This window comes from Pseudomonas sp. NPDC012596, from assembly GCF_042902325.1.
Lineage (GTDB): Bacteria > Pseudomonadota > Gammaproteobacteria > Pseudomonadales > Pseudomonadaceae > Aquipseudomonas.
In genome coordinates this window covers 15,930-40,297 of sequence record NZ_JBIBEB010000019.1, presented here as the reverse complement: position 1 = coordinate 40,297, position 24,368 = coordinate 15,930, and the positions used below count along the sequence as shown (strand labels likewise).

23 protein-coding genes are annotated in these 24,368 nt (G+C 62.3%); 17 read left to right on the top strand and 6 right to left on the bottom strand.

What is annotated here, in order from left to right; all coding sequences use genetic code 11:
• Nucleotides 1-50: 50 nt before the first annotated feature.
• The gene (locus ACFY68_RS21010) at nt 51-1,481 is read right to left on the bottom strand and encodes a transglycosylase SLT domain-containing protein (protein WP_387531249.1); all 1,431 of its coding nucleotides are present in this window, start codon (nt 1,479-1,481) and stop codon (nt 51-53) included.
• A 100-nt stretch (nt 1,482-1,581) separates the two neighbouring features.
• A complete protein-coding gene (gene gloB, locus ACFY68_RS21005) occupies nt 1,582-2,361 on the bottom strand; it encodes a hydroxyacylglutathione hydrolase (protein WP_387531246.1) in 780 nt (259 codons plus the stop codon).
• A gap of 85 nt (nt 2,362-2,446) precedes the next feature.
• Between gloB and ACFY68_RS21000 the strand changes: the two genes are divergently transcribed.
• From ACFY68_RS21000 to ACFY68_RS20985, 4 genes are all read left to right on the top strand, one after another.
• Nucleotides 2,447-3,220 carry a methyltransferase domain-containing protein gene (locus tag ACFY68_RS21000; RefSeq protein ID WP_346615104.1) on the top strand — a complete coding sequence of 258 codons (774 nt, stop codon included), beginning with the start codon at nt 2,447-2,449 and terminating at the stop codon, nt 3,218-3,220.
• Nucleotides 3,221-3,233: 13 nt separating this feature from the next.
• Nucleotides 3,234-3,680, top strand: a complete 447-nt coding sequence (rnhA, locus tag ACFY68_RS20995; RefSeq protein WP_012315304.1) for a ribonuclease HI — start codon at nt 3,234-3,236, stop codon at nt 3,678-3,680.
• A 108-nt stretch (nt 3,681-3,788) separates the two neighbouring features.
• Nucleotides 3,789-4,493 (top strand): DNA polymerase III subunit epsilon, encoded by a 705-nt coding sequence (gene dnaQ, locus ACFY68_RS20990; RefSeq protein WP_387531428.1) that lies wholly within the window; start codon nt 3,789-3,791, stop codon nt 4,491-4,493.
• 93 nt (nt 4,494-4,586) lie between these two features.
• Nucleotides 4,587-6,836: an Orn/Lys/Arg decarboxylase N-terminal domain-containing protein gene (locus ACFY68_RS20985; protein ID WP_387531241.1), complete on the top strand. Its 2,250-nt coding sequence runs from the start codon at nt 4,587-4,589 to the stop codon at nt 6,834-6,836.
• Here ACFY68_RS20985 and ACFY68_RS20980 read toward each other — a convergent pair.
• Entirely contained in the window at nt 6,820-7,038 is a 219-nt protein-coding gene (locus ACFY68_RS20980) for a hypothetical protein (protein WP_387531238.1), read from the bottom strand. The two genes, ACFY68_RS20985 and ACFY68_RS20980, sit on opposite strands and share 17 nt — an antisense overlap.
• 156 nt (nt 7,039-7,194) lie before the next feature.
• On the opposite strand from ACFY68_RS20980, the gene ACFY68_RS20975 reads away from it, so the two are divergent.
• The gene (locus ACFY68_RS20975) at nt 7,195-7,755 is read left to right on the top strand and encodes an NADPH-dependent FMN reductase (RefSeq protein ID WP_387531235.1); all 561 of its coding nucleotides are present in this window, start codon (nt 7,195-7,197) and stop codon (nt 7,753-7,755) included.
• A gap of 92 nt (nt 7,756-7,847) precedes the next feature.
• Here ACFY68_RS20975 and phnX read toward each other — a convergent pair whose 3' ends face one another.
• Both phnX and ACFY68_RS20965 read right to left on the bottom strand, forming a co-directional pair.
• Nucleotides 7,848-8,675 carry a phosphonoacetaldehyde hydrolase gene (phnX, locus tag ACFY68_RS20970; RefSeq protein ID WP_387531232.1) on the bottom strand — a complete coding sequence of 276 codons (828 nt, stop codon included), beginning with the start codon at nt 8,673-8,675 and terminating at the stop codon, nt 7,848-7,850.
• 34 nt (nt 8,676-8,709) lie between these two features.
• Nucleotides 8,710-9,816, bottom strand: a complete 1,107-nt coding sequence (locus tag ACFY68_RS20965) for a 2-aminoethylphosphonate--pyruvate transaminase (RefSeq protein WP_387531229.1) — start codon at nt 9,814-9,816, stop codon at nt 8,710-8,712.
• Between the two features lie 134 nt (nt 9,817-9,950).
• Here ACFY68_RS20965 and ACFY68_RS20960 point away from each other — a divergent pair, with 134 nt between their 5' ends.
• The 10 genes from ACFY68_RS20960 (at nt 9,951) to ACFY68_RS20915 (ending at nt 23,183) form a co-directional block, all read left to right on the top strand.
• Entirely contained in the window at nt 9,951-10,814 is an 864-nt protein-coding gene (locus ACFY68_RS20960; RefSeq protein ID WP_387531226.1) for a LysR substrate-binding domain-containing protein, read from the top strand.
• Nucleotides 10,815-10,878: 64 nt separating this feature from the next.
• Nucleotides 10,879-11,901 (top strand): AraC family transcriptional regulator, encoded by a 1,023-nt coding sequence (locus ACFY68_RS20955; RefSeq protein ID WP_387531223.1) that lies wholly within the window; start codon nt 10,879-10,881, stop codon nt 11,899-11,901.
• 101 nt (nt 11,902-12,002) lie between these two features.
• Nucleotides 12,003-16,505: an NEL-type E3 ubiquitin ligase domain-containing protein gene (locus ACFY68_RS20950; protein WP_387531220.1), complete on the top strand. Its 4,503-nt coding sequence runs from the start codon at nt 12,003-12,005 to the stop codon at nt 16,503-16,505.
• An 88-nt stretch (nt 16,506-16,593) separates the two neighbouring features.
• The gene (locus ACFY68_RS20945) at nt 16,594-18,240 is read left to right on the top strand and encodes an AMP-binding protein (RefSeq protein WP_387531217.1); all 1,647 of its coding nucleotides are present in this window, start codon (nt 16,594-16,596) and stop codon (nt 18,238-18,240) included.
• Between the two features lie 10 nt (nt 18,241-18,250).
• Nucleotides 18,251-19,018 (top strand): SDR family NAD(P)-dependent oxidoreductase, encoded by a 768-nt coding sequence (locus tag ACFY68_RS20940; RefSeq protein WP_387531214.1) that lies wholly within the window; start codon nt 18,251-18,253, stop codon nt 19,016-19,018.
• A 12-nt stretch (nt 19,019-19,030) separates the two neighbouring features.
• Nucleotides 19,031-20,224, top strand: a complete 1,194-nt coding sequence (locus tag ACFY68_RS20935) for an acetyl-CoA C-acyltransferase (RefSeq protein WP_387531211.1) — start codon at nt 19,031-19,033, stop codon at nt 20,222-20,224.
• Between the two features lie 8 nt (nt 20,225-20,232).
• On the top strand, nt 20,233-21,360 hold the full coding sequence (locus tag ACFY68_RS20930) for an acyl-CoA dehydrogenase (protein ID WP_063425329.1): 1,128 nt from the start codon (nt 20,233-20,235) through the stop codon (nt 21,358-21,360).
• A 13-nt stretch (nt 21,361-21,373) separates the two neighbouring features.
• Nucleotides 21,374-22,147: an enoyl-CoA hydratase gene (locus ACFY68_RS20925; protein WP_387531208.1), complete on the top strand. Its 774-nt coding sequence runs from the start codon at nt 21,374-21,376 to the stop codon at nt 22,145-22,147.
• Nucleotides 22,148-22,399: 252 nt separating this feature from the next.
• Nucleotides 22,400-22,804, top strand: a complete 405-nt coding sequence (locus tag ACFY68_RS20920) for a TraR/DksA C4-type zinc finger protein (RefSeq protein ID WP_016485822.1) — start codon at nt 22,400-22,402, stop codon at nt 22,802-22,804.
• A 184-nt stretch (nt 22,805-22,988) separates the two neighbouring features.
• Nucleotides 22,989-23,183, top strand: a complete 195-nt coding sequence (locus ACFY68_RS20915) for a hypothetical protein (RefSeq protein WP_387531205.1) — start codon at nt 22,989-22,991, stop codon at nt 23,181-23,183.
• A gap of 7 nt (nt 23,184-23,190) precedes the next feature.
• Here ACFY68_RS20915 and ACFY68_RS20910 read toward each other — a convergent pair whose 3' ends face one another.
• Nucleotides 23,191-23,376 carry a hypothetical protein gene (locus ACFY68_RS20910; RefSeq protein WP_346615089.1) on the bottom strand — a complete coding sequence of 62 codons (186 nt, stop codon included), beginning with the start codon at nt 23,374-23,376 and terminating at the stop codon, nt 23,191-23,193.
• A gap of 306 nt (nt 23,377-23,682) precedes the next feature.
• Between ACFY68_RS20910 and ACFY68_RS20905 the strand changes: the two genes are divergently transcribed.
• Both ACFY68_RS20905 and ACFY68_RS20900 read left to right on the top strand, forming a co-directional pair.
• Nucleotides 23,683-24,153: a hypothetical protein gene (locus ACFY68_RS20905; protein ID WP_346615088.1), complete on the top strand. Its 471-nt coding sequence runs from the start codon at nt 23,683-23,685 to the stop codon at nt 24,151-24,153.
• Nucleotides 24,150-24,362 (top strand): hypothetical protein, encoded by a 213-nt coding sequence (locus tag ACFY68_RS20900; RefSeq protein ID WP_387531200.1) that lies wholly within the window; start codon nt 24,150-24,152, stop codon nt 24,360-24,362. Before ACFY68_RS20905 ends, ACFY68_RS20900 begins: the two co-directional genes overlap by 4 nt.
• Nucleotides 24,363-24,368 lie beyond the last annotated feature (6 nt).

The window sequence follows — 24,368 nt, the reverse complement described above, 5'->3', positions numbered from 1 at the left end:
GGCTTCTGCGCAGCCCTTTCGCGACACGAGGCCGCTCCCACAGTGCTACATCAATGCGACAGGTAGACGGTCAGGGTCTGGCCTGGCTTCAGCGCATGCCCGCTGCGCGGATTCCAGCGCTTGAGGTGTTGCATCTCGACATTGAAACGTTTTGCCACCAAATACAGCGAGTCACCCTTGCGCACCTTGTACTGGGTCGAGCGCTTCGAGGACGCTGCGACGCGGTTACCCGCTGCACTTGGAGCATTGCCGCCGCGCAATGCCAGCACCTGGCCGGCCTTCACGCGGTTACCCGGCAGCTTGTTCCAGCGCTGGATGTCCTTGACCGATACGCGGTTGGCCTTGGCGATGGTGCTCAGGTTGTCGCCACGCTTCACCCGGTAGCTGCGCGCTGTTGCCGGCGCCCTGCCTTCGGCAACGGCGCGGGCGAACACGGCCTTGTTCGGCTGCAGGCTGACCAGTTGTTCTGGCTTGAGGTTGGACAGGCTGGCGGACAGCAGTTGCGCCTTGGCGGTCGGCACCAGCAGTTGCTTGGGGCCGTCCACGGTCATGCGCTTCTTGAACGCCGGGTTGAGCTGGATCAGCTCGTCTTCGTCGATGTTGGCGAAGGCGGCGACCCGCGACAGGTCAAGGCGGTCGTTGATGGCGACGGCTTCAAAGTAGGGTTCGTTGGCGATCGGGTTGAGGTTTACGCCATAGGCCTCGGGGGTCGAGACCACCTGCGACAGGGCCAGCAGCTTGGGCACGTAGTCGCGGGTCTCCTGCGGCAGGGGCAGGTTCCAGTAGTCGGTCGGCAGGCCGAGCTTCTCGTTGCGCTCGATGGCCCGGCTGACGGTGCCTTCACCGGCGTTGTAAGCGGCCAGGGCCAGTAGCCAGTCGCCGTTGAACATGTCGTGCAGGCGCGTCAGGTAGTCCAGCGCGGCATTGGTCGACGCGGTGACGTCGCGGCGGCCGTCGTAGAAATTGGTCTGGCGCAGGTTGAAGTGACGGCCGGTCGCGGGCATGAACTGCCACATGCCTGCGGCGCTTGCGCGGGAATAGGCCATCGGGTTGTAGGCGCTTTCAATGGCGGGCAACAGGGCCAGCTCCAGCGGCATGTTGCGTTCTTCGAGACGCTCGACGATGTAATGCAGGTAAAGGCTGCCGCGTTCGCCTGCGCTCTCGATGAAGGTCGGGTTGCTGGCGAACCACAGGCGCTGCTGCTCGATGCGCGGGTTAACGTCGATGCTGTCCTGCAGCGCGAAGCCCTGGCGCATGCGTTCCCACACATCCTGTGGCGCCTGCTCGACGGGTTTCACCGCGAGCGGAGCTGGCTTGTGCTTGATCCGCGCCTGGTAGCTGTGTGCGCGAACACTGTCGGATTCGTCGAGCTGACGGGTGCTCTGGCAGCCCACCAGGGTGGCGGCCAGCGCCAGCGCACTGATTTGGGCCAGGCGCGTCAAGGCGACTGAATGAGAGGTTCTGCGGCTACGGGAAGACATCGGCTGGGACAGGTATCCGGGCAAAAAATTTCGGCGATTCTAGAAACCGCATCCAGCCGGGTCAACCTTCCGTGGCACTTTGCGATATATCTTCAGGTTATCAGAAGCTGTCCTTCCAAGACCTCAAGGCAGCAAAAACAGTGACCTGCGTGTCGTTTGAACGTCCCTTCCATTCGTCTGCTTTTTGTTTAACTAATGTTTCAGAGGTGCGCAAAAAGGGGTTGGTCAGCCGTTCCAGGCCTATGGTTGATGGCAAGGTGATGCGATTGTCGGCGCGCAACCGGGTAACGTCCTCGAAACGTTGCAGAACGTGTGGGTTTTGCGGTTCAACAGCCTTGGCGAAGCGCAGGTTGCTCAAGGTGTATTCGTGGGCGCAGTACACTTCGGTCTGTTCAGGCAGCGCCGCCAGGCGGGCGAGGGCAGGCTGCATTTGCTCCGGCGTACCTTCGAACATCCGCCCACAACCGGCGGCGAACAGCGTGTCGCCACTGAACAGCACGGGCGTGGCAGGCTGGGGGCTGAAGAAGGCGATATGGCCCAAGGTGTGGCCAGGCACGGCCAGTACCTGGAAGGTCAGGCCCAGCACCGTGACCTGGTCACCCTCGTCCAGGGCCAGGTCGCGACAGGGGATTTGCTCGTTGGCCGGGCCGCAGACGCGGGCACCGGTCAGTTGCTTGAGCCGTGCCACACCGCCGACATGGTCCTGGTGATGGTGGGTCACCAGGATGTCTTCCAGCACCCAGCCGGGGTTGGCGGCCAGCCAGGCTTCCACCGGGCTGGCATCACCGGGGTCGACCACCGCACAGCGGCGTTTGGCAGTATCCTGTAACAACCAGATGTAGTTGTCGGAGAAAGCGGGGAGAGCATCGATCTGTATCATGGTGCGGATCCGTATCGCCAAGCGTGGCACATGAGGGCATCTTAGCCGCGATGGCGCGGTGCGAGAACCTTCGAGGGAGAGCGTAATGACCGACCAAGCCTTTGCCCAGGCCGACCCGGACTGGGTCGAACTGATCAGCCTGGCCCGTGAGTGGTTCAACGGCCCGCTCGGCCAGCTGATGCTGAAGGAAGAGGAAAAGCTGCTGGAGGAAGAGCTCGGGCGCTTCTTCGGCGGTTACCTGGTGCATTACGGCCCCTGCGCCGAAGCGCCGCCCAGCGCACCCCAGGTGCAGCGCAACGTGCGCCTGGGTGCGCCGTTGCCGGGGGTGGAGATTGTCTGCGAGGAACAGGCCTGGCCGTTGAGCGAGCACGCCGCCGACGTGGTCGTGCTGCAGCACGGCCTGGACTTCAGCCTGTCGCCCCATGGCCTGCTGCGCGAGGCAGCCAGCGCAGTGCGCCCGGGTGGCCACCTGCTGATCGTTGGCATCAACCCCTGGAGCAGCTGGGGCGTGCGCCACTTCTTTAGCCATGGCGCGTTGCGCAAGGCCCGCTGCATCTCGCCGTCCCGGGTCGGCGACTGGCTCAACCTGCTGGGCTTCGCGCTGGAGAAACGCCGCTTCGGGTGCTATCGTCCGCCGCTTGCCTCGCCGGCCTGGCAACAACGCCTGGCGGGCTGGGAACGGGTTGCAGGCGGTTGGCAAAGCTCGGGCGGCGGGGTTTACCTGCTGGTGGCGCGCAAGATGGTGGTTGGCCTGAGGCCGCTGCGCCTCGAGCGCCGCGAGCCGATGGGCAAGTTGCTGCCATTGCCCCTGGCCAAGGTCAACCGCACTGCGGCAAGCCCTGACACCGAAAAGCACTGAACATGAGTGGTACATGAGCGATAGCGTCGAGCTGTATACCGATGGTGCCTGCAAGGGCAATCCCGGCCCCGGCGGCTGGGGCGTCCTGTTGATCTACAAGGGCGTCGAAAAGGAACTGTGGGGCGGCGAGCGCGAAACCACCAACAACCGCATGGAGCTGATGGCTGCGATCCAGGGTTTGATGGCGCTGAAGCGCGAATGCGAGGTGGTGCTGACCACCGACTCGCAGTACGTGATGAAGGGCATCAACGAGTGGATGGTCAATTGGAAGAAACGCGGGTGGAAGACCGCCGCGAAAGAGCCGGTGAAGAATGCCGACCTGTGGCAGCAGCTCGATGAGCAGGTCAACCGGCACAAGGTCACCTGGAAGTGGGTGCGCGGGCACATCGGCCACCCTGGCAACGAGCGCGCCGACCAGCTAGCCAACCGTGGTGTCGACGAGGTGCGCGCCAAGCGTTGAGCTGGGGTACAATCCCCGGCTTTGTAACTGATGCAAGTCGGAGCGCCCCGCGTGGAGCAGCAGCAACAAGATAAACGCCTGGTCATTCTCGATACCGAAACCACCGGCATGCCGGTCAGCGAAGGCCACCGGATCATCGAGATCGGGTGCGTGGAAGTCATGGGCCGGCGCCTGACCGGTCGGCATTTCCACGTGTACCTACAGCCGGACCGCGAGAGTGACGAGGGCGCGATCAACGTCCACGGCATCACGGACGCCTTCCTGATCGGCAAACCTCGTTTCGGCGATGTGGCCGACGAGTTCTTCGAATTCATCCAGGGCGCCACGCTGGTCATCCACAACGCGGCGTTCGACGTCGGCTTCATCAACAACGAATTCGCCTTGCTGGGGCAGCGCGACCGCGCCGATATTTCGCAGCACTGCACCATTCTCGATACCTTGCTGCTGGCGCGTGCCCGCCACCCTGGCCAGCGCAACAGTCTCGACGCGCTGTGCAAACGTTACGACATCGACAACTCCGGCCGTGAGCTGCACGGCGCATTGCTCGACTCGGAATTGTTGGCCGACGTCTACCTGGCGATGACCGGTGGCCAGACCAGCCTTTCGCTGGCTGGCAACGGGCAGGACGGTGACAACGATGGCCAAGGCAGCGGTGGCAGCGAGATTCGCCGCATTACCGGGCGTGCGCCAGGGCGGGTGATCATGGCCAATGCCGAGGAGCTGGAGGCGCATGCCGAGCGTCTGGCGGCAATTGCCAAGTCGGCGGGCGGGCCTTCGATGTGGCAGGCCTTGACCGAAACACCTGCCGGCTAGCTGATCGTCCGTACCGGCGACAGGGCCGGCACTTAAACCATCAGGCTCAACTACCCTGAGATGGACGATCCGTCCTTCGGAGGTAGCCGCCTGATGTACAAGGACCTCAAGTTCCCGATCCTCATCGTCCACCGCGCCATCAAGGCCGACAGCGTTGCCGGCGAACGCGTGCGGGGGATCGCCGAAGAGCTGCGCCAGGACGGTTTCGCCATCCTCGCCGCCGCGGATAACGCCGAAGCGCGCCTGGTCGCTGCGACCCATCACGGCCTGGCCTGCATGCTGATCGCCGCTGAAGGCATTGGCGAAAACACCCACCTGCTGCAGAACATCGCCGAACTGATTCGCCTGGCCCGCCAGCGTGCGCCTAACCTGCCGATCTTCGCCCTGGGCGAACAGGTCACCCTGGAAAACGCCCCCGCCGAGGCCATGAGCGAGCTCAACCAGCTACGCGGCATCCTCTACCTGTTTGAAGACACCGTGCCCTTCCTGGCCCGCCAGGTGGCCCGTGCCGCGCACAATTACCTCGACGGCCTGCTGCCGCCGTTCTTCAAGGCGCTGGTGCAGCACACCGCACAGTCCAACTATTCCTGGCATACACCCGGCCACGGCGGTGGTGTGGCCTATCGCAAAAGCCCGGTGGGGCAGGCCTTCCATCAATTCTTTGGCGAGAACACGCTGCGCTCTGACCTGTCGGTCTCGGTACCGGAGCTAGGTTCATTGCTCGACCATACCGGGCCCTTGGCCGAGGCCGAAGCCCGCGCCGCGCGCAACTTCGGTGCCGACCATACGTTCTTCGTCATCAACGGCACCTCCACCGCCAACAAGATTGTCTGGCACGCCATGGTCGGCCGCGACGACCTGGTGCTGGTGGATCGCAACTGCCACAAGTCGGTAGTGCACGCAATCATCATGACGGGCGCCATCCCCATCTACCTGTGCCCGGAGCGCAATGAGCTAGGCATCATCGGGCCGATTCCTCTCAGTGAGTTCAGCCCCGAGTCGATCCAGTCCAAGATACTGGCCAACCCTTTGGCCAAGGGCCGTGAACCGCGCATCAAACTGGCGGTCGTGACCAACTCCACCTATGACGGCCTGTGCTACCACGCCGGGCTGATCAAGCAGGCCCTGGGCAGCAGCGCCGAGGTGCTGCATTTCGACGAGGCCTGGTTCGCCTATGCGGCGTTTCACGAGTTCTTCACCGGCCGCTATGCCATGGGCACCGAGTGCACGGAGGGGAGCCCGCTGGTGTTCAGCACTCATTCGACGCACAAGCTGCTGGCAGCCTTCAGCCAGGCGTCGATGATCCACGTGCAGGACGGTGCGCAGCGGCAACTGGACCGCGACCGCTTCAACGAAGCATTCATGATGCACATCTCCACTTCCCCGCAGTACAGCATCCTGGCGTCACTGGATGTAGCGTCGACCATGATGGAGGGCCCCGCCGGGCGGTCGCTGCTGCAGGAAATGTTCGACGAGGCGCTGAGCTTTAGGCGTGCCCTGGCCAACCTGCGCGAGCACATCGCCGCAGGCGATTGGTGGTTCAGCATCTGGCAACCGCCGGCAGCAGAGGGCATTACCCAATTAGCCGCGCAGGACTGGCTGCTGCAACCGGGGGCGCAATGGCATGGCTTTGGCGAGGTGGCTGACGATTATGTGCTGCTCGACCCGCTCAAGGTTACCCTGGTGATGCCAGGGCTGAGTGCCGACGGCGTTCCAGGTGAGCATGGCATTCCAGCAGCGGTGGTCAGCAAGTTTCTCTGGGAGCGCGGGCTGGTGGTGGAGAAGACCGGGCTGTACAGCTTCCTTGTGCTGTTCTCCATGGGTATCACCAAGGGCAAGTGGAGCACGCTGATGACCGAACTGCTGGAATTCAAACGCCACTATGATGCCAACACTGCCTTGAAGCTGTGCCTGCCCAGCATCGTTGCGGTCGATGGGGCGCGCTATCAAGGTATCGGCTTGCGTGACCTGTGCGACCAGCTGCATGACTGCTACCGCGTGAATGCCACGGCCAAGCAGCTCAAGCGGCTATTCAGCCGTTTGCCGGATGCAGCACTCAGCCCGGCTCGGGCTTACGACCAGATGGTGCGTGGAGAGGTGGAGGCGGTGCCGATAGAAGCGCTGCTCGGCCGCATCGCGGCGGTGATGCTGGTGCCGTACCCACCCGGCATCCCGCTGATCATGCCAGGCGAGCGGTTCACCGAAGCGACCCGCTCGATCCTCGACTATTTGGCGTTTGCCCGAGCCTTCAACAGCGGTTTCCCGGGCTTTGTCGCCGATGTGCACGGCCTGCAGAACGAGACCGGCACCTATACCGTGGATTGCGTCAAGGAATGCGAATGATCTCGACGCCGGTCTGCGCCAGTTCGAAGCGGTCTTCACCCAGGTGGTTGACCCGGTCGCCGATGGCCAGGCGATAGGTGGTGATCGGCGAGCCCATGGCGCTGCCATCGGTCTGCAGGGTGGACTCCTGGAACTCGTGAACGGGGTAGATACGGCCTTCGGCGTCACGGGCGTGGAATTGGCCGACCATTACTGCTGCCATTTAGGTGAAAACCTCTGAAATACGTAGGAAATGTCTGCATGGATAGACCGTGGAAGGTACCCGGAAGTTTTCCGCCTCGTTAAAAAAAACCAAAGCGCCGAAGAACGGTCATCTATAACTACCAAGTCTCTTACCCAGCAAAGGTTGGAAATCGCCATGAGCCAGGTGTATTCGGTAGCGGTCGTCGTCGGCAGCTTGCGCAAGGACTCCTACAACCGCAAGGTGGCCCGCGCCCTTGCAGAGCTGGCGCCGTCCAGTCTCAACCTGAAAATCATAGAGATCGGCGACTTGCCGTTGTACAACGAAGATGTCGAGGCCGCTGGCGTCCCAGAGCCCTGGAAACGTTTTCGCGAGGAGATCCGCCACAGTGATGCGGTGCTGTTCGTTACCCCGGAGTACAACCGTTCGGTACCCGGTGCGCTGAAGAATGCCATCGACGTAGGCTCACGGCCTTACGGGCAAAGCGCCTGGAGTGGCAAGCCGGCTGCGGTGGTCAGCGTGTCGCCGGGGGCCATTGGCGGGTTTGGTGCCAACCATGCCGTACGTCAGTCGCTGGTGTTTCTCGACATGCCGTGCATGCAGATGCCCGAGGCCTACATCGGTGGGGCGGCGACCCTGTTCGAGGACAGCGGCAAGCTCGGTGACAAGACCCGGCCATTTTTGCAGGGCTTCATCGACAAGTTCGCGTCCTGGGTGAAGTTGAACCGGGCGGTCTGATATGACGCTACCGCGGGCAAGCCCGCCCTTACAGGTTCACCATAATCCCTGTAAGGGGCGGGCTTGCCCACGATGCGCACTGCACTGATTGGTCAGAACGCCTGCGGCATCTCCCCCTTGGCCAAGCGGCGGTTGATGTCGGCGATCACCTCCGGCAGTTCATTGATGGTGTCGATCAGGTAGTGCGGGCGCGAGCTTTCGAACATTGCGTGAATACGCTTGCGCTCGCTCTCCAGCTTCTCTGCGCTCAAGGCCCGGTACCCTTCCCAGGTCAGGCCCAGCGCGTTGCCCGAGCACACCAGGGCCACGGTCCACATGCCGGCGCGGCGACCTTCGAGGATGCCCGGCACGGTATCGTCAACCTTCACGCAGGCCGCCACATCGTCGATGCCCAGGGCAATCACGTTGGCCAGCGCCTGGGCCGGCCATGGGCGGCCGTTCGGGGTTTCGTCGGTGGCCACCACGTGGTCGGCGACATAGCCGTTCTGCGCGGCCAGTTCCACCACCTTGTCCATCACCACTTTCGGGTAGCCCGAGCACGAGCCGATCTTCAGGCCGCCGTTGCGCAAGCCGGTCAGGGTGTCCAGGGCGCCAGGGATCAGCGCCGAGTGCACAGCAATCTTTTCGATCTGCAGTGGCATGAAGCGGTTGTAGATGGCGGTGACGTCATCGTCAGTCGGAGTGCGGCCGAAGACTGTGCGGTAACGTTCGGCGATGGCAGGCACGTCGCACAGGGTGCGTATGTGGTCCCACTTGCCCATGCCCATCGGGCCACGGGCTTCTTCAATGGACACCTGCACGTCGAACTCGGCGAAGGCTTCGACAAAAATCTGCGTTGGGGCGAAGGAGCCGAAGTCGACCACGGTACCGGCCCAGTCGAGGATGGCGGCTTGCAGCTGGGTAGGGTTGCTGTAGTTCATGTGCGCTGATTCCTGAAATCGGGTGGGCAAAGGGTTAGATATCCAGCACTTCCATTTCCCGTAGCACGTCGGCCACGGCATTTACAGCGGCTTGCATGCCGTCCGGGCCGACCACGCCGATGCAGCCGACGCGGAACGTCTCGACCTGGGTCAGCTTGCCTGGGTAGAGGATGAAGCCCTTGGCTTTAACCCGTTCGTAGAAATCCTTGAACTGATAGCGAGCGTCGTTCGGGGCGTGGAAGGTGACGATGATCGGCGCCTGGATGTCGGCCGGCAGGAAGCTGCGCAGGCCGATGGCAGCCATGCCGTCGAGCAGGGTCTTGCAGTTGTCGGCGTAGCGCTGATGGCGGGCGGGCAGGCCGCCTTCCTCGTTGTACTGCTGCAGCGCCTCGTGCAGGGCGGCGACCACGTGGGTGGGCGGGGTGAAGCGCCACTGGCCGGTCTTGGCCATGTACGTGTGCTGATCATGCAGGTCCATGGCCAGCGAGTGGGCGTTGCCTTCTGCGGCGGCCAGTGCGGTTTTTTCAGCGAAGACGAAGCCCATGCCCGGTACGCCTTCCAGGCATTTGCCGGAGGCGGCGATCAATGCTTCGAAGGGGATTGCGCGGGCATCGATCGGCAGCGCGCCGAACGAACTCATGGCATCGATGATCAGGCGCTTGCCGTGGCGCTTGATCACCTGGGCAATCTCCGGCAGCGGGTTGAGGATACCGGTGCTGGTTTCGCAGTGGATCAACGCCACGTGGGTCACGGCCGGGTCAGCGGCCAGCAGGCGATCGACATCGGCAGCGGTGGTCGGCTGGTCTTCGGCGGTCTCGAAGGTGCTGTAGGTGCGCCCCAGAACCTTGCAGATCTTTGCCAGGCGTTGACCGTAGGCGCCGTTGATCAGTACCAGCACTTTGCCGTCGCGTGGTACCAGGGTGCCGATGGCGGCTTCCACGGCAAAGGTGCCACTGCCCTGCAGGGGGACGCAGTGGTGGCTGGCGCTGCCGTCGATGATGGCGAGCAATTGTTCGCAGACGCTGGCAGTAAGTTGGTTGAAGTCGCGGTCCCAGGAGCCCCAGTCCACCAGCATGGCTTGGCGGGTGCGGGTGGAGGTGGTCAGGGGGCCGGGGGTCAACAGGATCGGGGCGGTGCTCATTCCGTGGTTCCTCACAAGCGGCGGGTGGTCAGCCGGAAGATCTGGCGTTGAAACTACGGGGCCTAGGTTGCAATTCCCCTCCCTATCAATCAAATTGTTTGTTGTTATTCGAGCTATAAGCCAGGCCGATAAATATGAACCTGTTTCAGCTACGTGCCTTCGATGCCGTTGCCCGCGAAGGCAGCTTTACGCGCGCCGCCGCGCGGTTGTTCATCAGCCAGCCGGCGGTCACCGGGCACGTCAAGGCGCTGGAAGAGCACTACCAGATCACCTTGTTGCGGCGCACCGCAAGGCGGGTCGAGCTGACCGAAGAGGGCACCCGCCTGGCAGCCATTACCCGGGCCATGTTCGGCCTGGCGGAAGAGGCACAGGCCATGCTCGAGGCCAATCGGCAGTTGCTCACTGGCCGCCTGGAGGTCGCTGCGGATGGCCCGCACCGGGTCATGCCGATGCTCGCTCAGCTGCGCGAGCGTTACCCTGGCATCACCGTCAACCTGCGCCTGGGCAATGCCCAGGAGACGCTGGCGGCATTGCTTTCCGAACATGCCGATGTTGCCGTGCTGACCGAGATCGAACCGCGCAAGGGCCTGTACCTGCAGGCCCTGTGCGAGTCGCGCCTGTGCGCGCTGCTGCCGGCGGGGCATGCCTGGGCGAGCGGCGAGGATGATTTGCCGTTGGCCGAGCTAGACCAGCAGATCATGGTATTGCGAGAGCCCAGTTCGACCACCCGCCGTACCTTCGACAAAGCCTGTGCTGCAGCTGGGGTGCACCCCCGTGTATTGCTGGAGCTGGACAGCCGCGAGGCGGTCACCGAGGCGGTGGCTTCGGAATTGGGCGTGGGGGTGGTTTCGTCTACCGAGGTGGCCAACGATCCGCGTGTGGTGGCGCGGCCGCTGGCGGGTGAGGGCCTGGTCAACCAGCACATGATCGGCTGCCTGGAGCGTCGTCGCGAACTACGTTTGATACAGGCATTCCTAGGCCTGGCCGCCAACCCGTGAGGCAGGGCTGGCGTTTTTTTTGACCGGGCCTAAGATGGCCGGCACAGATCAACCTGGATGGCCGATGAGCGAAAAAGACACCATCTCCATGCAATTGGTGCGCGAAGCGCTGTTGCAGACCTGCCCGGCAGGGCAACCCGATGTCGGTGTGCTGCGGCGTGCTGGTATAGACCCGGCGCAGCTTGAGCTGCCAGAGGCGCGGGTGAGTGCTGATGCCTATGCCCAGCTTTGGCGGCTGCTGGCGCGGCGCTGCAATGATGAATTTTTCGCTATGGACCCGCGTGGCCTGGCCGTCGGCAGCCTGGCCTTCATGACCCGTGCAGCCATGGCCCAGCCGACGCTCGGTGAGGGGCTGGACGTCGCGCTGGGTTTTCTCTCGTTGATGCTCGCGGACCTGCATCCAACCCTGATACGCCAGCAGAGCCTCGCTGAAATCGTCATCAATGAACCCCGCGAACAGCCGCGCCGAGCCTTCACCTATTTCACTTTCTGGATGATCGTGCACGGCGTGGCCTGCTGGCTGGCGGGCCGGCGCATCCCGATCCTGGCCATCGACCTGCGCTGCGCCGAGCCTTCGTTCTGCGATGATTACCGGGTCATGTTTTCGGAAAGCTTGCAATTCGACCGGCCGCGTACGCGAATGATCATTGCCGCCGACAGCCTTGACCTGCCAATCAAGCGTACGCCGCAGGAATTGCAACGCTTTCTAGCCGAAGCGCCGGGCAATATTCTGGTCAAGTATCGCGACCCCGCCAGCCTGGGGCGGCGTGTGCGCAACGATCTGTTGCATCGGCACCCGAACCAGTGGCCCGACGCCGACGCCCTGGCCCGGCAATTGTGCTTGTCGCCTTCCACCCTGCGTCGGCGCCTGGCCGAGGAAGGGCAGACCTATCAAGGGCTCAAGGACAGCGTGCGACGTGAATTGGCGATTGCCTGGCTCAGCGAGGCTGAACCCGCCATGGCGGACATCGCCGAGCGGCTGGGGTTTGCCGACAGCAGCTCGTTCTACAAGGCCTTTCGCAAGTGGTTTGGCTGCAACCCCGGGCACTACCGTGCGTTAGTCCAGGCGCGTGATCCTCACTGCTGAGCGGCGGTCTGCATTGACTGCGGCAGCTGTTTGGCTTCCCTCTGAAGCTTCGCCGCAATGAGTGAAAGATTGTGCCCTCTCTTCAACACAGAGGGCTCCTCATGCGAACGTTTCCGACTGAACCCAGTACCCGCACCAGCGTCACTGCCGAAGATATGCAAAAGGCTGCTGCCGCTTTCACCCAATCGCTCCCTCAATGGATCAAAGCTGCCTCTGCAGCCGACATCCACACGTTGCGGGTATTGATCGCCAGCCATAGAGTCAGCCAACTAGCCGTGGCCAGCGCGACCAAGGCAGCTGTACCGCTCCAGGCGTTCGCCGAGAGCAAATTCTCCGAAGCCCTGGCAGGCATGCTGCCCAGTGGGCGAACACTGAATGAATTGCAGTGGCGAACACAGCTTCGTAAACCGGTTGGGCAATCGTTTCCCCATCTCGAAGACTCTTTCGAAGTACAGCCAGCGCTGTCGCGCCTGATGCAGAACTTTGCCGAAGGTTACATCCCGTTCAGTGGCAGTGGCCTGGTCGTCCAGGTTGACGATGAAGGGGTGATGGGCAACACCGCACAATTGATCGAAGCGTGCCGCCTACTGGATGCTGGCAAGCAGTACCAGGTATTGCTCGATCAACATTTCACCCAGAACAAGCCACTGCTGGTGGCGGACAAGCTGGCGGGATTCAAGCTGGCCGTGCATGTCGCATTTCTGAAGGGCAAGATCGACACCGATGTGAAAGCCGCCCTGGAGTACTACGTCGAGAGCCCCACCGGCACGGGTCCCGAGCCCAGGCTCACGGCGTATCCAGGGCTGATGTCCATGCTGGACGTGCTGGTCCATGAGGCATTGATCATCCAGTTGCAAACTGCCGATGGCGACAACGCAGGTGTCGTGACCTACATGCCTGGCGATGCTGACAACCCACTGCGCTGGCACAGCTCAACCCAGGGCTTGCAAGCTGAGATGGTGTCCGACCTGAAGCGCCAGGGGTATCTGGGCGAACTCCTGCAATTGATCGCGCTGGATGCACGCAACGCGTTCTTCGAGCAGCTGCAATCGCGCTTGATGGATGCAGTGCCAGACCTGCAGATAGAGGGCATGACCGTTCATGGCACAGTCTTCACCCGCTGGGTGGATGAACAGGTCGAGCGCGTGCGCGCGGATGCCAAACTGCTGCTTGTACCTAACGCAGACGCTGATGCCGAGGCCAGCCGTAAACGCCTTGAGGACTGGAAATCGCTAGGCTGGGGGCTGGTCGGGCTGGCCGGGTTCTTCATCCCGGCGGTAGGGGCCGTGCTATTGGGGGCGTTGCTGAAGGATGTTTGCGCCCAGGTGTACGAAGGCGTTACAGACTGGGCCAAGGGGCATGACCACGAAGCATTGCAGCATGCACTGAACGTGGCGCAGGTTGTCGCCGCCACGGCTGCTGGGGTAGTTGCAGGCGCCGCTGTCGGCCGTTTGGTCGACACGGCGCTGGTCGAGGGCCTGGAAGCGGTTGCGTTGGACGATGATAGCCAAGGGCTGTGGAGCGGCGACCTGAGTATCTACCAGAGCGAACTGCCCGATGACGCGGTCATGGGTGCAGATGGCTTGCATTGCCGAGGCAACCGCCGTTGGCTAAGGGTCGGCGAGCAATGTTACGAGGTGCATCAGCCGAGTGAGAACGGGGCCTGGCGGCTGCTCCACCCCGACCGGCCACAGGCTTACGGGCCAGTGCTGCAGCGCAACGCCGAGCGCCTGTGGCTGTTACCTGACGACTCGCCCATGGACTGGAAAGATGCGCATCGGATGCTCGCGCGCCTTTGGCCACAGCAACGTCCCCTTGGCCAGCAACGCGCCGAGCAGGTGCTGCAGGCGGCTTGCAGCGATGTGGACGAACTGCGCGGGATCCTGATGGAGAATCGTCCTTTGCCGGCCAACCTGCGCGATACGCTGCGCCGTTTCGAGGCCGATGAAAGGGTCGAGCGGTTCTTCAAGGCGCTGGCGCCCGGTGCGACTGTGACCGATGACCTGGCGCTGCTCGATTGGTGCAAGACGCGCCCCGGTTTCGCCGAGCTGACAGATGCTGAGCTCCCTGGTGCTATGTTTGACCAACAGACAGAGCTGCGTCGTGGCCTGTTCGACCACCTGACATTCGTCGAGCCAGGTTCTGACCCGGTTGTTCAGGTGCTCCAACGGGATTTCCCTGGCTTGCCCACCGATTACGCCATCGAGCTGGCCTGTCAGGTGACCGCCGACGAGCGGGAAGCGGTCGAGTTGCTGCAGCGGCTGCCGTTGTCTGTTTCCAGCAAGGCGCGCCCCTTGCTCCAGCTGGCCAGGCTCAATCATGCCGTGCAGGGCGTGATGCTGCGAAACGCGTACAGTGATGTCAGTGACGAGTTGGCGCTGGGTTTGCTGTCAAGGCTTGACCACTGGTCCTTCTCGCGTCGCGTTGAATTACACTCCGTTTCGGCGCAAGGGCGCCTGCTGGCAATTATCAACGCGCAGGCACCGCAAAAGGATCAGATAACAATCGTTCGTGATGCGGGTGCCCTCATGCTGTATGACGCTCAAGGATTTGAGCTGCCAGAGCAGAGCAGCGCGCCTGATGACCTCTTCCAGGCCATTGCCACGTTACTGACTGCGCAACAGAAAACCGACCTTGGCCTCGGCAGCGAGGATCAAGCTGACGAGCTACGGCAACGGGTCGTTGAGCTCCTGCCCACCGGCCGGCAGAAGCTGGTGAAACAATTGGGCTGGCGGCAGGAGCAGGGCTGGTTCAATCCGGGGCAGCGGTTGGAAGATGGCCGTGTAGGGTATCCGTTGGGCGGCAGCGTATCTCAGGCGCGAAGCCCGGGGTGGCGGGTTCGACGGCGATTGGCCAGGCTCTACGAGGGGGATACGCCCAGGCAGATCGATGAGCATCTGTTTCGCATTCTGGACACTGCGAACCCTTACGCAGCGCTGATTCTGGAAGAGCAGAACTATCATATGCTCGGCCAACGCCTGGAAACGTGGGTAGCGGATGGGCCAGCAGGGGAGCGGACTGCGCGTCGCATGCTTGGGCGAAGGATGCAACAAGCTTGGCGCAGGCAATTGCCGCTCGATGTCCATGAAAATGCCGTGCGCGGCTTTGTTCTGGACCTGAGCGGCCATCATGTGAGCAGCCTGCCTGAATTGGATGCCGAGATCGACTTCCATCACGTCACATCCCTGGCAATGGTCAATACCCCTCTGCAGGGGGCTCCAGAAGCCTTCTTCAGTTGCTTCAGGAACGTTCGCCGTCTGAATATGGCGCGCAACCGCCTGCTAGCACTGCCGGTCGGGATTCGGCATCTACGATTTCTTGAACGGCTGGATCTTTCGTACAACGGTATTCGCAACGGCGAGCGCATATCCGAGGTGCTCAGCCCACTGAGCCGTTTGCAGGATCTGGACCTCAGTTTCAATCCGATTCGCATTCTGCATCTGGGCAATTGGGGTTCAGGGTTGAGGCGCTTGAACCTTCGGCTGTGCGGGCTGCTGGAATGGCCTGTAGGGCTGGAACGGTGTCACTTACTGCGCTGGATTGATCTGCGTTCCAATAACCTGATCAACGTACCAGAAGCCATCCAGGCAATGCCGTATAGCTACCGTGTTTCGATTCTGCTGGAGCGAAATGCCGTTGAGAGAGCTCAGCTGGAGCGTCTGTATGCACGCCCTGCGCCGGTCCATCCGCCGGCCCGACAACCAGTCCCGGAGCCGCCGGCTGCCAGGGCGGTTTGGGTGACCGGTGAGCAGGCGAAAGCGCGTGAGGCGACGTGGGATCGACTGTTCGCTGACCCTAGGAGCCGAGAACTGGAAACCATCTTGGGCAGGCTGCAGCACAGCAGCGACTATCGCAATCCGGCCCACCGCAGTGCGCTCGATGCTCGAGTATGGACGCTGCTTGACGCCATGGACACCGACACTGCGCTGGCCGACGACGTTCACGTCCATGCGGTTGGCAACGTTACCTGTGCCGATGATGTCGCCGATCGCTTCAGCGAACTGCATCTTCTCGCATTGGTGAGCAATGCAAAGCGTTCGACAGCAGGGGCCGAGCAGGCATTGCTCGAATTGGGCCAGGGTTTGTTCCGTCTCACGCTGCTGAAAGAACATATCGGCAGATACATCGCTGAAAAAACCGTGAGCGCCCCACATCTTGATGCCGTCGAGGTCAGCCTTTATTTTCGATTGGAGCTGGCCGAAGAAATGCAGCTGCCAAGCCAGCCACACTCGATGTTGTTTGGCACGATAGCCAACGTCAGCGATGAGGAACTCGATGCGGCACGGGCCTTTGTGCGGGAAGCGGGCACGGTGGATGCAAAAGCCGCTTTCCTGAGCCAGCAGAAGTTCTGGAGCGAATGGCTGGAAACGCAAAACGCGGAGGCGTTCGCGCCCATGCTCGAGCAATCCCAGAATAGCCTGGACCAGCTGTATGACCGGCAGTCCGAGATGACCAGCCAGCAATATCTTGAGCAAACCGCTGAGGTGGCCGAAAAGCTTGCGTACATGAAAAACCGTTTGGTCATCTTGCTGACCACACCCATGCTCAAGCCCGACGCGGATTCAACTCTGCCACCTGGCGACCAAACCGGTCATCCAGATTGACAGCTTTGGCCATTGCCCGTCAGGGCATGTAGCGACAACATCGTCAGACCAATGGTGCACTCCAACAATAACAACCAGGAGTCTGACGATGCGTGATTACGCCGACGCCGCCCGTTCGTTCGACCATGCCCAGGCTGCCCGCACAGGGCTGCACGGGCAACTGAATGCGCTCAATGCCTGTGTTGAATGCTGCGACCGCCATGTTGGCAGCGGCAAGCTGGCGCTGCTGTGGGAAGGCCGTGATGGCGACAGCAAGCAATATACCTTCGATGAGCTGGCCGGCTTGGCGGCACGCTTTGCCAACGTGCTGAAAGCCCAGGGGGTAGGCGCCGGCGACCGTGTTGCCGGCTTGATGCCACGCACCCCCGAATTGCTCGTGACCATCCTCGCCACCTGGCGCCTGGGTGCGGTCTATCAGCCGCTGTTCACTGCCTTCGGCCCCAAGGCCATCGAACATCGCCTGGAACAGTCCGCAGCGCGCGTCGTCGTGACCGACCAGCAGAACCGCGCCAAGCTGGATGAGGTAAGTGATTGCCCGAACGTCATCACAGTTCATGCACGCGCTGGCGAACTGGATTTCCATGCCAGCCTCGAACACGTTGCAGATGGCTGTGAACCTGTCATGCGCACGGGTGACGACCCTTTCCTGTTGATGTTCACCTCGGGCACTACCGGCCCTGCCAAACCCCTGGAAGTGCCGCTGCGCGCCATCGTCGCCTTCCAGGGCTACATGCGTGATGCCATTGACCTGCGCCCGGAAGACAACTTCTGGAACCTGGCCGATCCAGGTTGGGCATATGGCCTGTATTACGCAGTGACCGGCCCGTTGTCGCTGGGCCACGCCACGACCTTCTACGATGGCCCGTTCAGCGTCGAGAGCTGCGCGCGCATCATCAACAAGCTGGGCATCAGCAACCTGGCCGGTTCGCCTACGGCCTATCGGTTGCTGATCGCTGCGGGCAGTGATTTTTCCGCGCCAATCCAAGGCCGCCTGCGGGCGGTCAGCAGTGCCGGCGAGCCCCTCAACCCGGAGGTCATTCGCTGGTTTGCCGACGAATTGGGGGTGACCATCCACGATCACTACGGCCAGACCGAACTGGGGATGGTGCTGTGTAACCACCATGGCTTGAAGCACCCCGTGCATCCAGGGGCTGCCGGTTTCGCCATTCCAGGCCACCGTATCGTCGTGCTCGATGAGCAGGGCGCGGAGCTGGCGGTCGGGCAACCAGGCATTCTGGCCGTAGACCGTGAGCAATCGCCCTTGTGCTGGTTTGGCGGCTATCGCGGTGTGCCTACAAAATCGTTCGTCGGCAAGTATTACCTCAGCGGCGATACCGTCGAGCTCAACGCCGACGGCAGCATCAGCTTTGTCGGCCGCAGCGACGATGTGATCACCACCTCCGGTTACCGGGTTGGCCCTTTCGATGTGGAAAGCGCGCTGATCGAGCACCCGACGGTGATCGAAGCGGCAGTCATCGGCAAGCCCGACCCGGAACGCACGGAGCTGATCAAGGCCTTCGTCGTCCTGGCCAAAGGCGTGGCAGGCACCGCCGAGCTGGAGGATACCTTGCGTCATCACGTGCGCCAGCGACTGTATGCCCACGCCTATCCGCGTGAAATCGAATTCGTCAGCGAGCTGCCCAAGACGCCGAGCGGCAAGCTGCAACGCTTCATCCTGCGCAATCAGGAAATCGCCAAACAACACGCGCCGCTGGCCACACGTGCCAGCGCCTGAGGGAGCCCACATGCAGATCAACCACAAACATTTCATCGTCAGCGGCGCGGCTTCCGGGCTGGGTGCCGCCACTGCGCAGATGCTGGTCGAGGCAGGCGCCAAGGTCATGCTGGTCGACCTCAATGCCCAAGCCGTCGAAGCCAAGGCACGCGAACTGGGTGACAGCGCCCGTTCCGCGGTCGCCGATATCAGTGACGAGCAGGCCGCAAAGGCGGCGGTCGACGCTGCTGTCAGTGCTTTCGGCAGTATCCATGGCTTGATCAACTGCGCCGGTATCGTCGGCGCCGAGAAGGTGCTGGGCAAGCAGGGCCCACATGGCCTGGCCAGCTTCACCAAGGTCATCAACGTCAATCTGATCGGCAGTTTCAACTTGCTACGCCTTGCCGCGGCAGCCATGGCCGAGGGGCAGGCTGAAGAAGGAGGAGAGCGCGGCGTGATCATCAACACCGCCTCCATCGCCGCTTATGACGGGCAGATTGGCCAGGCCGCCTATGCTGCATCCAAAGGCGCGATCGCCAGCCTCACGCTGCCTGCGGCCCGTGAGCTGGCGCGCTTCGGGATCCGGGTGATGACCATCGCTCCCGGCATCTTCGAGACGCCAATGATGGCCGGCATGACCCAGGAAGTACGCGACTCCCTGGCCGCCGGCGTACCGTTTCCCCCGCGTCTGGGCCGGCCACAGGAATACGCCGCTCTGGCCCGCCACATCATCGAGAACAGCATGCTCAACGGCGAGGTGATACGCCTCGACGGCGCGCTGCGCATGGCTGCCAAGTAAGGAGCATTGAACATGACCCTCGTCAACGACCCGATTGTCATCGTCAGCGCCGTGCGCACGCCCATGGGCGGCCTGCAGGGCGACCTCAAGAGCCTCACCGCACCGCAACTGGGCGCAGCGGCGATCCGCGCAGCCGTCGAACGCGCCGGTATCGACGCCGCCAGCGTCGAGCAGGTGCTGTTCGGCTGCGTGCTGCCGGCAGGCCAGGGGCAGGCCCCGGCGCGCCAGGCCGCGCTGGGCGCAGGCCTGGGCAAACACACCACGTGTACCACCCTGAACAAAATGTGCGGTTCGGGCATGCAAGCGGCAATCATGGCCCACGACCTGCTGCTGGCCGGCACCGCCGATGTGGTGGTGGCTGGCGGCATGGAGAGCATGACCAATGCCCCCTATCTGCTTGACAAGGCCCGCGGTGGGTACCGCATGGGCCATGGCAAGATCATCGACCACATGTTCATGGACGGGCTCGAGGACGCTTACGACAAGGGCCGGCTGATGGGCACCTTCGCCGAGGACTGCGCCCAGGCGGGGGCATTCAGCCGCGAAGCCCAGGACCAGTTCGCTATTACCTCGCTGACCCGCGCGCAAGACGCGATCAAGAACGGCCTTTTCGCTGCCGAGATCGTCCCGGTGGAAGTCACCGAGGGCAAAGAGAAGCGCCTGGTCAAGGATGACGAGCAGCCACCCAAGGCGCGCCTGGACAAGATCCCGCAGCTCAAGCCGGCCTTCCGTGAAGGGGGTACGGTGACCGCCGCCAACTCCAGTTCGATCTCCGACGGTGCCGCAGCGCTGGTGCTGATGCGCCGCTCCGAAGCAGACAAGCGCGGCCTTGAACCGTTGGCCGTGATCCATGGCCATGCCGCTTTTGCCGATGCCCCGGCGCTGTTCCCCACCGCGCCGATTGGCGCTATCGACAAGCTGATGAAGCGTACCGGCTGGAATCTGGCCGAAGTTGACCTGTTCGAGATCAACGAAGCCTTCGCTGTGGTCACCCTGGCGGCCATGAAGCACCTCGACCTGCCACACGACAAGGTCAATATCCATGGCGGCGCCTGTGCGCTGGGCCACCCGATCGGCGCTTCGGGCGCCCGGATTCTGGTGACGCTGTTGTCGGCCCTGCGCCAGAACAACCTGCACCGCGGCGTGGCGGCCATCTGCATTGGCGGTGGCGAGGCCACGGCCATCGCCGTCGAATGCCTGTACTGAGGTGAACCATGCTGGTAACTGACGAGCAACAACAAATTGTCGACGCCATTCGTGACTTTGCCCAGGAGCGTCTAAGGCCGTTCGCCGAGCAATGGGACAAGGCGCATCGCTTCCCGCGCGAAGCCATTGACGAGATGGCTGCCCTGGGCCTGTTCGGCATGCTGGTGCCGGAGCAGTACGGCGGCAGCGATACGGGGTACGTGGCCTATGCCCTGGCCCTGGAAGAGATCGCCGCAGGCGATGGTGCCTGCTCGACCATCATGAGCGTGCACAACTCGGTGGGTTGCGTGCCCATACTCAAATTTGGCACCGAGCAGCAAAAGCAGCAGTTCCTCGCGCCTTTGGCCAGCGGGTCGATGATCGGGGCCTTCGCGCTGACCGAACCCCAGGCGGGTTCCGACGCCAGTAGCCTGAAGACCCGTGCGCGCCTGGATGGCGACCACTACATACTCAACGGCAGCAAGCAGTTCATTACGTCCGGGCAGAACGCCGGTGTGGTCATCGTCTTCGCCGTCACCGACCCGGAGGCCGGCAAGCGTGGCATCACTGCGTTCATCGTGCCAACTGACACACCGGGTTACCAGGTAGCGCGTGTGGAAGACAAACTCGGCCAGCATGCATCCGACACCTGCCAGATCGTCTTCGACAATGTGCGCGTGCCTGTCGCCAACCGGCTGGGCGAAGAAGGGCAGGGCTACAAGATCGCCCTGGCCAACCTGGAGGGGGGGCGTATCGGTATTGCTTCGCAGTCGGTCGGGATGGCCCGCGCCGCCTTCGAGGTGGCGCGCGACTATGCCAAAGAACGGCAGAGCTTCGGCAAACCACTGATCGAGCACCAGGCCGTGGCCTTCCGCCTGGCCGACATGGCCACGCGCATTGCCGTGGCCCGGCAGATGGTGCTGCACGCCGCTGCGCTGCGTGATGCCGGGCGTCCAGCGCTGGTTGAAGCGTCGATGGCCAAGCTTTTCGCCTCGGAAATGGCCGAAAAGGTCTGTTCGGATGCCTTGCAGACCTTGGGCGGTTATGGCTATCTGAGCGACTTCCCGCTGGAGCGGATCTACCGCGACGTTCGGGTCTGCCAGATCTACGAAGGCACCAGCGACATTCAGCGCATGGTCATTGCGCGCAATCTTTGAAGGAGCAGACTGCATGGCATTCGAAACCATCCTGTTGGACATCCATGGCAAGGTCGGCCTGATCACCCTCAACCGGCCCCAGGCGCTGAACGCGCTGAACGCGCAGATCGTCAGCGAGATCAACCAGGCTCTGGACCAGCTCGAGCGTGACCCGAACATCGGCTGCGTGGTGCTGACCGGCTCGGCCAAGGCGTTTGCCGCCGGCGCCGATATCAAGGAAATGGCAGAGCTTACTTATCCGCAGATCTACGTCGACGACCTGTTCAGCGATGCTGATCGGATTGCCAACCGCCGCAAACCGATCATTGCTGCCGTGTCCGGCTTTGCCTTGGGCGGTGGTTGCGAGCTGGCGATGATGTGCGACTTCATTCTGGCGGGTGACAACGCCAAGTTCGGTCAGCCGGAAATCAACCTCGGCGTGCTGCCGGGCATGGGCGGTACCCAGCGCCTGACCCGTGCGGTAGGCAAGGCCAAGGCTATGGAACTGTGCCTGACGGGGCGCTTGATGGGCGCGGAAGAAGCCGAGCGTGCCGGCCTGGTGGCACGCGTGGTGCCGCAGGCCGAGCTGATCGAGGAAGCGTTGAAGGTGGCTGCAACCATCGCCAGCAAATCGATCCCGGTCAGCATGATGGTCAAGGAGAGCGTCAATCGCGCCTTCGAGGTCACCCTCAGCGAGGGTGTGCGCTTCGAGCGACGCGTGTTCCATGCCGCCTTCGCCACCGAAGATCAGAAGGAGGGCATGAGTGCCTTCATTGGCAAGCGCGAAGCGCAGTTCAAGGATCGTTGAGAGGCCGGTGCGCTGCATGCAGCGCACCGTTTGAGTCATGTCTTGAAACAGGCCCCGGCACGCCGGCTGGCGGAATCGGTGCCATTTCAGTCAAAATCCCCCGTGATTGCAGTTGCTCCACGCGACGTGGAGCCTTAGACTGCCGCCCCCTGTAAAAGAGTGCCGATTGGCGCTTGAAGAATTCCGCTGCAGACGCGTTGGCGTCGGCGGCACCCGAATCGCCCAAATGCACATTTTTTCATAGAGAAATCGATGACCAAGGAACAGTTGCTGGCCATGTCGGCCGATGACTACATGAACGCTGATCAGCTGGCCTTCTTCACTGGCCTGCTGCAGTCGATGAAAGTCGAAACCCATGAGCGCATCGAGTTGAGCCGTGCCACCATCGAGGGCCTGGACACTCCGTCGGACCCTGCTGACGTGGCTTCGGTAGAAGAAGAGCGTAGCTGGTTGGTCAATGCCATCGACCGCGACCAGCGTTTGCTGCCACAGCTGGAAATGGCGCTGGACCGTATCTCCGACGAGAGCTTCGGCTGGTGCGATGACAGCGGTGAGCCGATTGGCCTGAAGCGTCTGCTGATCAGCCCGACCACCAAGTACTGCATCGAAGCCCAGGAGCGCCACGAGCAGCTCGACCGTCACCAGCGTCAGGTCTGATCGAGCGTTGCGTGCCAGGCCCCATGGAGCAATCCCTGGGGCTTTTTGCGTTTGCCGGGCTCAGCGCGGACGAGTTTGTTGCCCGTAGCGCAACACAGCTATACCAACGTTGGCTTTCTCCCGCCTGATCGCGGGCGTATCATGACCATATAGTTAGGTTGCTAAGTAAATTCCGGAGGGGATGATGAATAGCCGAGTCGATGTGGCCGTGATGATTGGCTCAGGTGTGCCCGAGACACTGCAGGCGCTGGGTAGGCGGGTATGTTGGGTGGTGCTGGTCAATGGCGAGCGCCGTGGCACGGCGTTCGCTACGCGCGGCGAGGCGCTGGAGTGTCAGGCGGCCTGGCTGCAACAGTTGAACAAGGGGCAGGCCGCCTGATTGCACACTAGCGCTCCAGGCGTCTGGCGAGCTCACAGGCATCATGGTGTCGGCGGCGAAACCCCTTGACCTGGCCGGTAGCGCTTTCGGTGACGTGGAAGAACTCGACACCTGCAGGAATGACGACGAAACGAGGTTTTGAAAGATAAGAAATCTTCTTTGCCTCTCGACGGATTTCAGTGTTTTCGTGCATATTTCTTCCTCAGTAAGCGATGATGGATTGCCGAGCCCGTTCTGCCGAGGGGCCTGCTGTTATCTATCGCATCTTTTCCAGCGGAGTAGTTGTAGGACGTTACGCTTCCCGACTGGGGAATGTGCCCAAGCTCGCTGTTGCGGCTAAGTCTGGCAATCCGGAGTAAGGTTTCCTGCATGCCGTATCGCCATTAGGCACAGACGTATTACGCATCGCTTAATTATTCTTTTCGCCTATCGAATTTAAATGGCCGCGCCTCACCGACTGCGAGTGGGGGCGGATGTCACCGGTTTGAGGATTACTTCATTGGCAGTCAGTACTCTGGATACCCACGCCCTGTTCGCCCTGGGCGATTTGCGCGGTAAGTTGGCCAAGCTGTTTCAGGGCCGTTTCGTCTATGTCACCGAGCAGAACCCCGAAGGCCTGTACATGGCCGAAATAGATACCGATAGCGCATTGGTTGTCGATGACAAACAGCGCCTGGAGCTGAAGGTCGGCGATCATTTTCGCGCTGCCGTGTTGCCCAGCCGAGAAGGCGGGAAATTGGAAATGCGCTTCCGTGAAATCAAACTCAATGTCTATGGTGTGGGTGATTACGCGTTTGTCTCGGTGCCTGAAGGCGAGGGCATCGTGTTCCGCGACGGCCAGGGCGTGATGTTGGTGTTCGCTGCGCAACAGCAAGTGCAGGAAGGCCTGGGCAAGTTGCTAAAGGCAGTGACCGGCAAGGTTGCCAAATGGCGGAAGGGCGAGCTGATCACGTTCAAGGCAAGTGAATGAGTGACGGCGAGTCACTGCCCGGTTCGCGTGCCGCGTTCCATCGGCAGTATCACGCGCAGGCTGTCTTGCAGGCCGAAAGCCTGCTTGCCAGGCGCAAGGAGATGCAAGGGGCGTGGTTGACCTGGGTGGCGGCCCAGCTTTATCAGCTCAGCCCGCCACCCTACGCCGCCATGGTTCGGCGCGAGCTGCAGCGCCTCACCCAAGGCTGAGGCGGC